The organism is Desulfoplanes sp. PS50, from assembly GCF_053851535.1.
Window position 1 is genome coordinate 22,201 of sequence record NZ_JBSPZA010000014.1, and the last position, 14,379, is coordinate 36,579.

A 14,379-nucleotide genomic window follows, 5' to 3' on the forward strand; every position below is an offset into this window, starting at 1 on the left:
GCTGTTCATGGCGAAAAATGATGTTCTGGCACAGGTCGATGCATTCCTGAAAAAGTGGCAGGATAGCGAGGCCCGGCCCAAAAAGGCATTCATGCGGCTAAAGGACTATTTGAGTAAACTTGAAGAGTGCACGCTGGAGTTCAACGCCCGTCCCGGAGTGACCTATTCTCTCCGCGCCAAGCACGACAAACAGTCCAAACGACCTCTTTTTGTCATGGCTGACGTGATCGACGATGATCCTTCAGATCGTTGGCTGTCCGTGTGTTTTTACGCCGAGCTCATTTCAGATCCTGATGAACTCGGTGACATCGCCCCGGAAGGACTTTTTGGCGAAGATGCCTGCTGTTTCGATATCGACGGCTATGAAGAAGATCTGCTGGCCTATGTGGAAAAGCGCATTGACGAAGGGTTGGCGGCTGCGTCCAAGGAATAATCCGTCGCAACGTACGTTTTGACGCCCGGTTCGTCCTGAAGCGAACCGGGTTTTTTTATCCTCCAGGCGAGTTGGGTATGAGTTTTTTTGATGATTGGATCACATCCACCACCGCTGCCCTGCGGGAACAGGGATTGTGGCGCAGGATTCCGGAATTAGACCACGGGGCCGATCTCATGGTCGTCATAAACGGCACAGAGGTCATCAACCTGGCTTCGAACAACTATCTCGGTCTGGCCGGCAGTGAGGCCATGAAGGACGCGGCTGTCAGTGCGGTGAACGCGTATGGAACCTCGAGCAGTGCTTCCCGTTTGGTGACCGGAACCTTTGAGCTCTATAACAGGCTTGAAGCAGCTCTTGCCGAGTTCAAGCACCAGGAATCCTGCCTTGTTTTCGGATCAGGCTACACCGCCAACCTGGGCCTTGTGACCGCCTTTGCAGGTCGGGGGAGCGTTGTTTTTTCCGATCGCCTGAACCATGCCTCCATCGTGGACGGGATCATCATGTCCCGGGCCCGTCATGTCCGGTATCGGCATAACGATATGGACCATTTGCGGTATTGTCTTGAAAAATATCGAGATGTCCCTCGCAAATTTCTTGTTACTGATTCCGTGTTCAGCATGGACGGTGATCGTGCTGATCTCTGCAGTATCGTTACGTTGTGTCAGGAACATGATGTTGTCGTGATGGTGGATGAGGCCCATGCCACCGGGGTGCTTGGAAACGGAAGGGGGCTTGCCTGCGAGCTGGGACTTGAAAAGGAGATCCCCATCCACATGGGAACCTTGAGCAAGGGACTCGGGGCGTATGGTGGATTTGTGTGCGCCGGACACGATATCATCGATGTGCTCAAAAACAGGGCCCGGTCGTTTATTTTTTCGACCTCCTTGCCGCCATGTGTCATTGCTGCGGGGCTTTGCGGGGTTGCATCGGTCACAAAAGATCCCGGGCAGGGGATGTCGCTGCTCGATCGTGCCACACGACTTCGTGATTTTTTGCGTTCTCTGGGATTTGATACGGGGTGTTCGACTACCCAGATCATCCCGGTAATCATCGGGGAGAATGCAAAGACCCTCTGGGCCAGAGACCATCTGCTCGCCTCCGGAGTCCTTGTGTCCGCCATCCGGCCGCCCACCGTGCCCAAGAACACCTCGCGCCTCAGGTTGGCCCTGCGGGGGGACATGCAGGAAGATCATCTTGCCAGGATCATGGAAGCCTTTGATCGTTTGCGCAGGGAGATGGGGAAATGATTGCTATAAAGAAATTTTGAAATTTAAGAAATTTAAGAGATTTAAGAAATTTAAGAGATTTAAGAGATTTAAGAAATTTAAGAGATTTGAGAGGTTTAAGAGATTTGAGAGTGTTGAGGAGGGGAGGAAATTTCAAACATGCACAACATAGCTGAAAATATGGGCCATGCATAAGGATATCTGTTTTCTTTCGGGGTGGGCTGGATATAGGGAGCTTTTTCCCGGTCTTGGGGGTATTGAGCATTTTTATGTTCCATTTTCTCCTCTTGGAGAAAATGACCTCAAGGATATCTTTTTGCGCCATATTCACGCGCAGACCCTTGTAGCCTGGTCCACGGGGGCGCATATGATACTCAAATGGGGCGATGCTGTCTTGAATCGGTTTTCACGGGTCGTGCTCGTGGCGCCATTTCTGGATTTTACCCGGTGTCTGCCTGTGCGGATTGTCAAAAGGATGCAGGATCGTTTGAGCAAGGAAGGTACGCGTGTGGTAGGGGAGTTTTATGCCACCTGCGGGCTGCCCCCAGGGGGTTGCATCCCCCTGCAAGATGTGCGTATTTCTGAACTTGTCGGTGGTCTCGAGTATCTGTTGCATTCTCATTGTGCACCGGATCGGTCTGCAGGTACCGGTACGAACATCCATCTCGTCCATGGGACAAAGGACCGGATCGTTCCTTGTCGAGCATTCCATGAAGTCTGCTCACTTTTGCCCCAGGCCGCGGTGCATCAGTTTCGCTGTGGCCACCTCGTTGATGAATCCCTGCTTCTCTCACTTATCAATACGACCACTTCTTGAAATCACGTATACGTAACGCCTTTGACCGGGCCAGTCGCAGTTATGAAAAATGGGCCGTTGTCCAGCGCGACGTGGCCCGTGATTGCTCCAAACTGGTTGCGTCCGGGTCCTATGACACGGTTCTGGAGATCGGCTCAGGAGCCGGATTCCTGACCGCGCTTCTCGCCCCCCGGGTCGATGCCCGTCTCTATCTGGCCCTGGACCTGGCCCCTGGCATGGTCAAAAAGGGTATCTATTTCACGCTTCCCGGTGTCTTTCCCCTTGTAGGTGACGGCGAGAACCCACCCCTTGCCCCGGGACGTGTCGATCTTCTGGTCAGCTCATCCGCCCTGCAATGGTATCTCAATCCGGACGAATCGATTCCCCGTAATCTGGCTCTCCTTCGTCCCGGGGGATGGTTCGCCCTGGCCCTTTTTGTTCAGGGGACCCTGGCGGAACTTGAAGCGGTGAGTGCATCCACAGGATTTGGATCGGCGTTTCCCCTGCGTCCCGCCCGGGAGTATGAACGGATCATGTCACAGATTAACGATATCAGCTGGGAGAGCCACAGATCAACCCGGATCATGCATTACGATAGCGTGGCAACCTTTTTACGGGCCCATCAGGGCACGGGCGCCAAGGCCACACCGCGGATGGGAAAGGTTGGCAGGCAACGATATGCCAGATTCTCCCGGGAATACAGCGAGAGATTCACGGACAGGGAAGGGGTTCGGGCCACCTATGAAATTCTCTATCTCAGCGGAAAGAAGTTGTGATTTGCGGAGAAGGGAACAGGAAAATCACTTGGTTCGTGGTTCAAGTCCGAGATCATCGAGAAGTTTGAGATCCTCATCAAGGGTTCTGCCTGAACGGGTCAGATAGTTTCCGGTCATGATCCCGCTGGCACCGGCCTGAAAGACACGGGGGTGGAGGTCTTTGAGCGTGGCCACCCGGCCGCCGCAGATGATGATTTCCGTATCGGGAAGTGCGAACCGGAACAGGGCGATGCGGTGCAGGCACTCGAGGGGACGCAGGGGACGGGCGTTTTCAAGAGGGGTTCCTGGAATGGGGATGAGAAAATTCATGGGCACGGCGTCCACCTCCAGCTCACGCAAGGTCAGGGCGAGATCGAGGGCCTGCTTGAGAGTCTCCCCGAGCCCGAAGATGCCCCCCGAACATACCTGGAGTCCGGCCTGTTTGGCCGCGCGTATGGTTGCCACCCGTTGCTCAAAGGTGTGGGTGGTGCAGATGGATGGGAAGAGTTCGGCGCAGGTTTCCAGATTGTGGTGGTACCTGGTCATCCCGTTTGCTGCGAGTTTTCTCATATCCTCGCAATCGAGAATTCCAAGGGAGGCGCAGAGTTTCACTGTGCCATCTTTCATGTCCCTCAGGGCGCTGGCCACCTGGGGGATTTCTTTTTTGGGCAGTCTGCGTCCCGATGTGACTAAGGAGTATCGATTGATGGGAGAATGCGATGCCATCATGCCGCCTTGTACAAGCTCCTTGCGCCCCAGCAGGGGGTAGGAAGGGACCTGGGTGACAAAATGACTTGATTGGGCGCAGTACCGGCAGTCTTCTGAGCAGCGGCCGGATTTGGCGTTCAGGATGGTGCACAGATGAATAGATCTGCCGAAAAAATGGGTCCGGATGCGATCGGCCCCTTCAAACAGCTCAGGGAGGTCGTGTTCGGGAATCCGGACCAGTTCGATGAGTTCGTCTCTGGAGAGATCGGTATCCAGGGCCTTGTGAGCAAGCTGAAAAATATGTTTTTTTGCTGTGGACATGATACGTTAGTACCTTACTCGCGAAAGTCTGCCATAAAAACAAGAAAATTTTATAACCGCTTGAACTTGAAACCTAAAACTGCGGCTTGGCCGCATTAGTTGACAAAAAGACGGTTGAACCACTCCGCAAGGAGAAGAGGGGACAAAACAGGGAGGTTCGGAACCTGGGCGATCACGGGAACACGGCCAAAGCGGGCGATGGCCTGGGCATGATCGTCATTGATTCCTTGATTCAGGATCACCCCGATGACCGAAATGGAACGGGCTCGCAGGGCCGCAAGGGACAACAGGGTCTGGTTGATGGTGCCCAGCCGATTGGGAGCAACCAGAATCGCTGGCAGATCAAGCTGTTTGATCAGATCGATCATCAGATCTTTTTCATTCAAAGGGACCATCAGCCCACCCGCCCCCTCGACAATCAGACGCTGCCCCGGACCTCCGGGAGTCGGTGGATCGGCAGGCAGGGTGATGGCTGTGAGATCGATGCGTGTGTTTTCCCGCGCAGCGGCCAGATGGGGGGAAAGCGGAGCCTTGAGCGTATATGCGGAGGCAGAAAAATATTCACGTGGAAGCCCGGTCAGTTGTCTGACCGTATCCGTATCCGTGGTCTGCTCGGTTCCGCTCTGGATGGGTTTGAAATACCGGGCGCCAAGACCTTGTGTGAGCATGGCCGCGATCACTGTCTTGCCGATATCCGTGTCCGTACCGGTGATAAAGAAACGATCAGGAAAGATACAGGACATGCAGCACCTGTGGGTGAAAGAGTGGGACGATGCTCTTCGATCTGAAGAATTGTCGTTCAGCTATGCTTTTTTGAATGCGACCTTCTGGATGGCCCGGGTCAGTTGGGAGAGATCCTCCGGGCTGATGACATAGGGGGGCATGACATAGATGAGCCGTCCAAAGGGGCGGATCCAGACGCCCTGATCGACAAAAAACTGTTGCAGGACGGCCATGTCCACGGATTGGTTCATCTCCACGACCCCGATGGCCCCGAGAACCCTGACATCGGCCACATTCGAAGACGCCTTGCAGGGGGTGAGCTCGCGATTCAATTGATCGCTGATGGTCTGGATCTGTTTCTGCCATGGGGTGGACATGAGAAGCCTGATGGATGCGCAGGCAACCGCACAGGCCAGGGGATTGCCCATGAAGGTGGGTCCGTGCATCAGGGCTGGTGCCGATCCTTTGGAGATTGTTTCCGCCACCCTGTCCGTGGCCAGGGTGGCTGCCAGGGTCATGCAGCCGCCGGTCAGGGCCTTGCCCACGCACATGATATCCGGGGTGATATGTGCGTGTTCGCAGGCGAACATGGTACCGGTGCGTCCGAATCCCGTTGCGATCTCATCGGCGATCAAAAGAATGTCATGGGCGTCACAGAGTTCCCGCACACGGGCCAGATATTCGGGGGAATAGAACCACATCCCTCCGGCTCCCTGGACAATGGGTTCGAGAATGACCGCGGCCAGCTCCTGGCTGTGACGCTTGAGAAGTGTTTCAAATTCTTTCATGCAGGACGGGTCAAAAGGCGCGTCAAACGGGCAGTCCGGGCGCGGGGCAAAGATATGTTCGGGCAGGATGCCGGTGAAGATTTCGTGCATTCCGGTGACGGGATCGCAGACCCCCATGGCCCCGAAGGTATCCCCGTGGTAGCCTCCCCGTATGGTCATGAGCTTGTTTTTATTGGTGTTTCCCTTTGAGAACCAGTACTGAAAGGCCATCTTCAGGGCCACTTCCACGGAAACCGAACCCGAGTCGGCGAGAAAGACACGGGTCAAGCCCTCGGGGGCGATATCCGTGAGCAGTCTGGCCAGGGTGATTGCTGGTTCATGGGTCAGCCCGCCGAACATGACGTGGGCCATCTTCTGCACCTGATCGACAAGGGCCTTGTTGAGCACCGGATGATTATACCCGTGGATAGCTGACCACCAGGAGGACATTCCGTCGATCAGTTCCCTGCCGTCGGCAAGGCGTATGCGCACCCCGTGTGCCGACTGCACGGGAAAGACCGGCAGGGGATTGCGCATGGAGGTATAGGGATGCCAGATGTGCTCGCGGTCAAAGGATAAAAGATCGTTAATTGATTGATTCATGGCGTTCTCGTGGGGGGTATAAAGTACGCAGGAAGAAAGTGCGCAGTACGCAGTGCGCAGTGCGCAGAAAAGACATAGAAAGTTCGCAGTGCGCAGTGCACAGAAAAGACATGGTGGATCGTATGGGCACGGTTGGTACAGCGTATGATGGGCATGTCGCTTTAACCGGAAATCCCGACCAAAGGCCGGGATTCCCAAAAATACGCACAGCTACCCATGAATTGCCGACTATGACCTGCGCACTGCGCACTGCGTACTGTGCACTTTTATGCACTGCGTACTGTGCACTTTTGTGTACTGCGTACTTATTTTATATCTCAAACAGCATTTCCAGATCGTCTCTGGTGAGTGACTTCCAGGCACTTTGACCGGGGATGATGGAATCTGCAATCCCTTTTTTCTGCTCCTGGAGTTTGAGGATCTTTTCTTCCACCGTGTTTTCACAGATCATTTTGTAGGAAAACACCTGTCTGGTCTGGCCGATACGGTGGGTTCTGTCTGTGGCCTGGGCCTCCACAGCCGGGTTCCACCAGGGATCATAGTGAATGACGTAGTCGGCCGATGTCAGGTTGAGGCCTGTGCCTCCGGCTTTGAGGGAGATAAGGAAGATGGGGATGTCCGGGTTGTTGTTGAACCGGTCCACCTGCTCGAATCTGTCCTTGCTGGTACCGTCGAGATAGGCAAAGGGGATCTCTTCCATGGTCAGCCAGGAGCGGATGATATGCAGCATCTGCACGAACTGGGAGAAAACCAGAACCTTGTGCCCATCTTCGATGATGGTCTGCGAGAGGTTTTTGAAGGCCTCGAACTTTCCTGAAGACATGTTCGTATTCACACCCGGCATATCCAGTTTGAGCAATCTGGGATGGCAACAGATCTGTCTGAGCTTGAGCAAGGCATCGAGGATGGACATCTGACTGCCGGAGACACCCTTTTCGTCCACCTTCTGCATGACCTGTTCCTTGAGCTTCTTGGCCAGGGCGGAATAGAGTTCTGTCTGTTCCTCGAGCAGGGCGGAGTAGAACACGTTTTCCACCTTGGGCGGCAGATCCTTGGCCACTTCGGATTTGGTCCGGCGCAGAATGAACGGTTTGACCCGTGCCTGGAGGTAATCGAGACTCTCCTGATCTCCGTCCTTGATGGGCTTGATAAAGCCTTTTTGAAAGGCTGATTGCGATCCCAGAAAGCCGGGCATGAGGAATTCAAACAGAGACCAGAGTTCCAGCAGATTGTTCTCAATAGGCGTACCCGAGAGACACAATCTGAGCTTGGCATCGATCTTTCTGACCGACCGAGCGGTGATGGTGTTCGGGTTCTTGATATTCTGGGCCTCGTCAAGGATCACGGTATTGTATTCGTATTTGAGAATCTCATCCAGATCCCGGCGCAACAGGGCGTAGGTGGTCAAAACCAGTTCGGATTTGGGGATCTCCTTGAACAGGCCCTCCCGTCTGGATCCGTAGATGACCAGTCGCGTCATGTTGGGTACAAATTTTTGGGCCTCCCGCTCCCAGTTGGGCAAAACCGAGGTCGGTACAATGATCAGGTTGGGTTCCTTGATCTTTTGATTCTTCATGTATTGAAGAAACGAGAGGGTCTGGATGGTTTTCCCAAGTCCCATCTCATCGGCAAGGATACCGCCGAAATTGTATTCCTTGAGAAAATTGAGATAACTCAGACCCTGGGTCTGGTAGGGGCGCAAGGTGGCCTGGACCTCGGCCGGGACCTCGATCTGCCTGATTTCCTGGAACTGATGGATCTTGTCCCGAAGGGTGTCCCAGAACTGGTCGGACTGGGTCTCTGGAATATCCTCGAGGATCTTGTCCAGGACAGGGGCCTCGAAGTTTTCGAATTTTTTCTTGGGCGGCTTCTCCGGATCAAGCCCCATGGCATGCAGCTTGTGTCCCAATTTTTCCAGCCAGGATTCAGGAAGGCCGGTGTACGAGCCATCCTTGAGCTGGACATAGCGTTTTCCATTGGTCCACGCCTTCCAGATCTTGTCAATGGGAACGCTCAAGTCCTCGTATTCGACATTGATATCCAGGTTGAACCACTTGTCGTCCTCCTGGGTTTCGATCTTGGCCACGACACTGGGCGGGGTCAGCCTGACCTTGAATCGGGTCAGGTCTTTTTCGCCATATACCCGGTACTCTTCGACCACTTTGGGATAGGCATCGAGCAAAAACACGATGGCCTCTTCGGGTTCCAGAAACCACAAGGAATTGCTTCTGGATTGAAAGCCCATGTCCACGAGCATGGTCAGGAGTTTTTCCTCTTGCTCCTGGTCCCGACGTAAAAGAAAGGATTTCCCTTCGAATTGATAACTTCCTGTCTGAAAGTCCTGATTGGGACCCGGCAGGGTGATCTCACCATGTTCGGTTTCGTAGATATTCTGGATCTCCAGGGTCAGCAGGCTGCCTTCCTCCCCAAGGAACAGCTTGGGATTGTAAGTGGCCGGGACGAAAATGGGGGCCATGCGTTCCAGAAATTCGTCCTGTCCATAGAGGTCCGATGAGGGAATCTTGGTCCAGACACGGTCGAGAAACTCGGAGATGTCCGAATTCGGGATAACCGGCTGCTCAGTGACCAGTTCCTGGACAAGCTGGGGGGAGAGTCCTGTCTGCAGGGGATAGAAATTGTGTTTCCAGCAGACCCACAAGGGAAGATTGCCGTAAAAATAGACTTCGTGGCTGGTGATGGAAAAGGGGACCTTGCCTTCGCGGCCGAGCATGAGCTCGAATCCAAGGCCTTCTTCATTGATCCGTGGACTGACCTGCAAACGCATGGGGGTGCTTTCGATACGGATCGGGGTTTCGGTTTCCTGCCAGAAAAGATAATATTCCTTGCGGATGGCCCAGAAAAACCAGGTTAACAGGCCAAAGGGAATTTCAACCCGGTGGCCGTAATAGTCCAGATATTGTCCAATCTGTTCACACACCCTGGGAAGTTGTGGTGATACTTCGCACCAATTGGGATTGCGGATGATCTGTTCAAGAGTAACAGGATTTTGAACCGTAGAAAGACCGGATTTGTTCTGTCGTGCTCTGTAAAACTCGATCTGCAGGCGTCCGTGTTCGGGAAAAAAACGATAAATAAGATAGTGTTGTCCTGCTTCTGGCTCAAGTTCCGTTGAAAAGAATATGCGGAAATTTTGTTTCCAATCTGTTTTGGGCTTGACCAGATCTTCATCCTGATCATCAGACAATTGCTCGGAAACCTTCAGAAGTACGGCTGCGGCATGTTTACACGCCCCGCTAAATGCCTCGGCACAATTGCAATAGACATTTACACTGCCCTGATCCAGGTTGATTCCTATTTCCGAGTTGTATACTTGAAAATCATCACCTTGGATCTGGCCTTCAATATCCCAGGAAAATTCGTTTTTAAGAATGTCCAGTTTCTGGATGCGTTCATCCAGGACAATGGCTTTGGCACCTTCGAGGATATACTCGGGAATATTATCGTTGATGTATTCGCTCAGAAGAGTTTTAACTCTGTGCTCTTCTTGGTCTTTCATGAGATGATTCTCTCCTTGAAACTCTATCTACCAGAATTTATATTGTTTTGTAACTATTCAGGTGCATTTCTCAAGAATCAGAATTACGAATTTAAGAAATTTAAGAGATTTAAGAAATTACAAGCGGTTAGCGTCCAGGTCCTCAATTTCTAAAATTTCTTAAATCCTTAAATCTCTGAAATTTACGGGCTGGCACTCAAATCTAACGATATATTCCAGCCTGTTGCTTTTGCTAAATTTTGACCTGAATAGTTACGTTTTTTGTATTATTTGCTTGACCGGCTCATTCAGGACAGATGATAGGCCGGGATGGGGTCACAAACCCGAAATATGGGCTTGGAGCAACAATAAATATTGTCATACAAATTTTTTACGCGCAACAAACGATTCATCCATCTAATCAAAGTTGAATTTTTTTTCAAGCACTTCGTGAAAATTATGTAGCCCGTGGCATCTTTGTCACCAAGACAGGAAATGAAAAAGGATATCAGGGGTATCGAGATGCGATTTATATGGATTCTTTGGTCGGTGATCATTGTTGTCCCATTCTTTGGATGTGATTCATTTGAAAGTCCTCCCTCGGTTTCACGAGTGCCTTCAGACATGGTTGAACCTGAAAAGGGGCCCACACCTGGAGGGCGGATCGTCTTGGGGTCCATTGGCGAGCCGAGTAATCTCATCCCCCCTTTGGCCTCGGATGGTGCCTCCCACGAGATTGCCGAATATCTCTATGTGGCTTTGCTGCGCTACAACAAGGAGATCGAACTTGAGCCGTGGGCTGCCCGGTCCTATGAGGTCCTGGACGACGGACTCCGGTTCCGGTTCATTCTGCGGAAGGATATCCGGTGGTTTGACGGCCATCCTTTGACCGCAGAGGATGTCGAGTTCACCTACAGGTTGATGATCGATCCAGAGACCCCCACCGCCTATGCAGAGAACTTCAAGGCCATCGAGTCGTTCACCCTTGTGGATGACTATACCTTTGAGGTTTCGTATGCTCAGCCCTTTGCCCGGGCTCTCTCCACCTGGGCCTCGCTCATCCTGCCCAAGCATGTTCTTGCCAACGAGGATCTCCTCGATACGTCGTACAGCAGACATCCCGTGGGGGCTGGTGCCTACAAACTCATGGAGTGGGAACCGGGAAGAAGGATCGTACTTGCGGCCAATGAGGATTATTTCGAGGGCAGACCGAATATCGACACGATAGTCTATCGGTTTATCCCGGACACGACAACCATGTTCATGGAACTCAAGTCCGGGAATCTGGACATGATGACCCTTTCCCCCCAGCAATATCTGTATCAGACAGACGGCCCCCTGTGGGAACAGGGGTTCGACAAGTTTGAATACCTTTCCTTCAGTTATGCCTATCTTGGATACAATCTGAAGCGTCCATTGTTTGCCGATGTCAGGGTTCGCCAGGCCATGGCCCATGCCATCGACAAACAGGAGATTGTCAAAGGGGTGCTTCTGGGACAGGGGCAATCCACCATCGGCCCCTACAAGCCCGGGACCTGGGTCTATAATACCGACATACAGGACTATAGGTATGATCCGTCCACGGCCAGGGATCTCCTGGCCACGGCCGGCTGGGAGGATCATGACGGGGATGGATGGCTGGACAGGGATGGTCGTGCTTTTGAGTTTACCATTCTCACCAATCAGGGCAACAGCCTCAGAATCAAGGCCGCCACCATTATCCAGTATCGGCTCAAGCAGATCGGCATCAAGGTAAAAATCAGAACCGTTGAGTGGGCCACCTTTATCAAGGAATTCGTGAACAAGGGGCGCTTTGACGCCTTGCTTCTCGGATGGAATATTCTGCAAGACCCGGATAGCTATAATGTATGGCATTCATCCAAGGCCGTTCCCGGAGGACTCAATTTCGTGGGCTACGAGAACGAGGAGCTCGATCTGCTTCTGGAAAAGGGGCGTCGGCTCATCGATCAAAATGACCGTAAACCCGTGTATGATCGCATTCAGGAAATTCTGCATCGTGACCAGCCCTATTGTTTTTTGTACGTTCCCATGTCCCTGCCCATTGTCCAGTCCCGATTCATGGGCATAGAACCGGCACCCGCGGGGATCACCTACAACTTCAACGATTGGTGGGTTCCCAAATCCCTGCAGCAGATGCGCTGATCACCGCCATAAATGATTGCCCCCGGAATCGTTTGAGAATACCATCACTTCCTTCATCAACTTTTTTCCAATACCATATCATCATGATCCGAATCAATGAAATCCTGGACAAGGTCGATTCCTACCTCTCCCCTTCGGAACAGGGTCTTATCCAGAAGGCATATATCTTTTCCGCCTCCGCCCACGCCGGTCAGATCCGGCTGTCCGGAGAACCCTATCTGTCACATCCCCTGGAAGTGGCCAATATCCTCGCAGGACTGCAGCTTGACGCCCCAACCATTGCTGCCGGACTTCTGCATGACACCATCGAGGACACCATTGCCACCCGTAAAGACCTGGCCGGTCAATTCGGGGAGGACGTGGCCAAGATCGTGGAAGGGGTGACCAAGATCAGCAAGATGAAATTCGACTCCCGGGAGGAGGCCCAGGCCGAGAATATCCGCAAGATGATTCTGGCCATGGCCGATGATATCCGCGTGATCATGGTCAAGCTTGCCGATCGGTTGCACAACATGCGTACCCTGGAGTTCCAAAAGGAGATCAAGCAGCGGCTGATCGCCCAGGAAACCATGGATATCTATGCCCCCCTGGCCAATCGGCTTGGCCTGTACATCCTCAAGGTCCAGCTCGAGGATTTGAGTCTTCGCTATCAGAAACCGGATATCTACAATCAGATCCAGGAGGGGCTCAAGGAACATCAGGTTGCCGGTCAGGGATATATCGACAATGTGTGTACGCTCATCGGCAATCTTTTAAAGGACAACAATGTCGATGGAACCATATCCGGACGGATCAAGCACACCTACAGCATCTACCACAAGATGAAGGTCCAGAAGCTGACGTTCGAGCAGATTTACGACCTGATTGCCTTCAGGGCCAATGTCAAGACGGTCAAGGATTGTTATACGGTTTTGGGATTGGTGCATTCGCTTTGGAAACCCGTTCCCGGGCGATTCAAGGATTACATTTCCATGCCCAAGCCAAATATGTATCAGAGTCTGCACACCACTGTCATCGGTCCCGAGGGGGAACGGATCGAGATTCAGATTCGGACCCAGGAGATGCACAGGCTTGCTGAATACGGTGTCGCTGCGCACTGGCTCTACAAGGAAGGCTCCAGGCTCAAAGACAAGGATGCGGATCGGTTTTCCTGGTTGCGCCAAATATTGGACTGGCAGGGAGAACTCAAGAATTCCAGAGAATTCATGTCGTCTTTGCGCTTCGATCTCTTTCAGGACGAGGTCTACGTCTTCACTCCGCATGGTCAGGTCAGGGAATTGCCTGAAGGAGCGACTCCCGTGGATTTTGCCTACACCATCCACACCGAGGTGGGCAATCAATGCTCCGGGGCCAAGGTAAACGGTCGGCTCGTTCCCTTGAATACCCCCCTGGTCAACGGGGATACCGTCGAGATCCTCACCACCCAGGGGCGTCATCCGAGCAGTGACTGGCTGCAATTCGTGAAGACGGCCAAGGCCAGGACCCGGATCAAACACTGGATGCGTACGGAAGAGCGGACGCGCTCCATCTCTCTGGCCAAGGAGGTTCTTGAAAAGGAAGGACGCAAGCTGGGTATCAATTTTGTCAAGGCCCTGAAAAACGGGGATCTCGAGCCCATTGCCAGGGATATGTCCCTCAAGACCGTGGACGATCTTCTTTCCGCGGTAGGCTATGCCCGGATCACACCCAAACAGCTTTTGCACCAGCTTTTGCCCAAGGAGGAATTGAAGCCGGAACGGGTTGAAAAGCGGGCGAAAGAGCAGGAAGCTGCCCGGTCCAGAGAGGAACAGAAACCGAGTTCGGACTCCATCAAGGTCAGAGGGGTCGAGGATGTCCTTGTCCGGTTCGCCCAGTGTTGCAATCCGGTTCCGGGTGACCCCATAGTCGGGTACATCAGCCGGGGCAGAGGGGTGACCGTTCATACCCAGGATTGCCCCAACGTGGCCAATATGGAGGAAGAACGCCTTCTTGACGTCCAATGGGAAGATTCCGGGCATCAACGATTACCCGTGAAAATAAAGATGAAATGCAGGAATCAGCGGGGGGTTCTGGCAACCGTGGCCACCCAGCTGGCCGAAGAAGACGTGAACATCGATTCGGGAAATTTCAGATCCGATGTCGATGGAAATACAGAGATTTTTCTCACTATCCAGGTACGGGACACCACCCACCTCTATGAGACCATTGAAAAGCTGCGCAAACTTCCCCCGGTTCTGGAGGTCATCCGCAGAACAACGGACTGACAGAGATAGCGGCGTTTTAGTTCTATGCACGCTCACCAATAAGAAAGGGGCGAACAAGATGTTCGCCCCTTTCTTATTGGTGAGCGAAGTTGATCCAGGCCAAGATCTAGTGCGCCAAGAAGTGTGCGACCCGGGTTCACAA

The 14,379-nt window shown here is 52.9% G+C and carries 10 protein-coding genes; 6 read left to right on the forward strand and 4 right to left on the reverse strand.

The features are described from left to right. Window positions 1-7: 7 nt before the first annotated feature. From ACTVJH_RS07915 to ACTVJH_RS07930, 4 genes are all read left to right on the forward strand, one after another. Window positions 8-433, forward strand: coding sequence for a hypothetical protein (locus ACTVJH_RS07915; protein WP_455989206.1), 426 nt, complete (start codon window positions 8-10; stop codon window positions 431-433). Window positions 434-510: 77 nt separating this feature from the next. Next, complete coding sequence (gene bioF, locus ACTVJH_RS07920; RefSeq protein ID WP_455989208.1) at window positions 511-1,683, forward strand: 8-amino-7-oxononanoate synthase; 1,173 nt, start codon at window positions 511-513, stop codon at window positions 1,681-1,683. A 166-nt stretch (window positions 1,684-1,849) separates the two neighbouring features. After that, entirely contained in the window at window positions 1,850-2,479 is a 630-nt protein-coding gene (locus ACTVJH_RS07925; protein WP_455989210.1) for an alpha/beta hydrolase, read from the forward strand. Then, on the forward strand, window positions 2,476-3,234 hold the full coding sequence (locus ACTVJH_RS07930; protein ID WP_455989212.1) for a methyltransferase domain-containing protein: 759 nt from the start codon (window positions 2,476-2,478) through the stop codon (window positions 3,232-3,234). Before ACTVJH_RS07925 ends, ACTVJH_RS07930 begins: the two co-directional genes overlap by 4 nt. Before the next feature lie 24 nt (window positions 3,235-3,258). On the opposite strand, the gene bioB is transcribed toward ACTVJH_RS07930, so the two are convergent. From bioB to ACTVJH_RS07950, 4 genes are all read right to left on the reverse strand, one after another. Continuing rightward, the gene (bioB, locus tag ACTVJH_RS07935) at window positions 3,259-4,242 is read right to left on the reverse strand and encodes a biotin synthase BioB (protein WP_455989214.1); all 984 of its coding nucleotides are present in this window, start codon (window positions 4,240-4,242) and stop codon (window positions 3,259-3,261) included. Between the two features lie 95 nt (window positions 4,243-4,337). Further along, entirely contained in the window at window positions 4,338-4,985 is a 648-nt protein-coding gene (bioD, locus tag ACTVJH_RS07940) for a dethiobiotin synthase (protein ID WP_455989216.1), read from the reverse strand. A gap of 60 nt (window positions 4,986-5,045) precedes the next feature. After that, window positions 5,046-6,335, reverse strand: a complete 1,290-nt coding sequence (gene bioA / locus ACTVJH_RS07945; RefSeq protein ID WP_455989218.1) for an adenosylmethionine--8-amino-7-oxononanoate transaminase — start codon at window positions 6,333-6,335, stop codon at window positions 5,046-5,048. Between the two features lie 310 nt (window positions 6,336-6,645). Beyond that, on the reverse strand, window positions 6,646-9,852 hold the full coding sequence (locus tag ACTVJH_RS07950; RefSeq protein WP_455989220.1) for an SNF2-related protein: 3,207 nt from the start codon (window positions 9,850-9,852) through the stop codon (window positions 6,646-6,648). Between the two features lie 603 nt (window positions 9,853-10,455). Here ACTVJH_RS07950 and ACTVJH_RS07955 point away from each other — a divergent pair. Together ACTVJH_RS07955 and ACTVJH_RS07960 are read left to right on the forward strand one after the other, a co-directional pair. After that, window positions 10,456-11,994 (forward strand): peptide-binding protein, encoded by a 1,539-nt coding sequence (locus tag ACTVJH_RS07955; RefSeq protein WP_455989222.1) that lies wholly within the window; start codon window positions 10,456-10,458, stop codon window positions 11,992-11,994. An 83-nt stretch (window positions 11,995-12,077) separates the two neighbouring features. After that, window positions 12,078-14,237, forward strand: coding sequence for a RelA/SpoT family protein (locus ACTVJH_RS07960; protein WP_455989224.1), 2,160 nt, complete (start codon window positions 12,078-12,080; stop codon window positions 14,235-14,237). Window positions 14,238-14,379: the final 142 nt, after the last annotated feature.

What these genes read in the sequence shown, in the direction of transcription:
- bioF (WP_455989208.1), top strand. Translation starts at nt 511, where the DNA reads ATGAGTTTTTTTGATGATTGGATCACATCCACCACCGCTGCCCTGCGG.
- bioB (WP_455989214.1), bottom strand. Translation starts at nt 4,242, where the DNA reads ATGTCCACAGCAAAAAAACATATTTTTCAGCTTGCTCACAAGGCCCTG.
- ACTVJH_RS07915 (WP_455989206.1), top strand. Translation starts at nt 8, where the DNA reads ATGGCGAAAAATGATGTTCTGGCACAGGTCGATGCATTCCTGAAAAAG.
- ACTVJH_RS07960 (WP_455989224.1), top strand. Translation starts at nt 12,078, where the DNA reads ATGATCCGAATCAATGAAATCCTGGACAAGGTCGATTCCTACCTCTCC.
- ACTVJH_RS07925 (WP_455989210.1), top strand. Translation starts at nt 1,850, where the DNA reads ATGCATAAGGATATCTGTTTTCTTTCGGGGTGGGCTGGATATAGGGAG.
- bioA (WP_455989218.1), bottom strand. Translation starts at nt 6,335, where the DNA reads ATGAATCAATCAATTAACGATCTTTTATCCTTTGACCGCGAGCACATC.
- ACTVJH_RS07950 (WP_455989220.1), bottom strand. Translation starts at nt 9,852, where the DNA reads ATGAAAGACCAAGAAGAGCACAGAGTTAAAACTCTTCTGAGCGAATAC.
- bioD (WP_455989216.1), bottom strand. Translation starts at nt 4,985, where the DNA reads ATGTCCTGTATCTTTCCTGATCGTTTCTTTATCACCGGTACGGACACG.
- ACTVJH_RS07955 (WP_455989222.1), top strand. Translation starts at nt 10,456, where the DNA reads ATGGTTGAACCTGAAAAGGGGCCCACACCTGGAGGGCGGATCGTCTTG.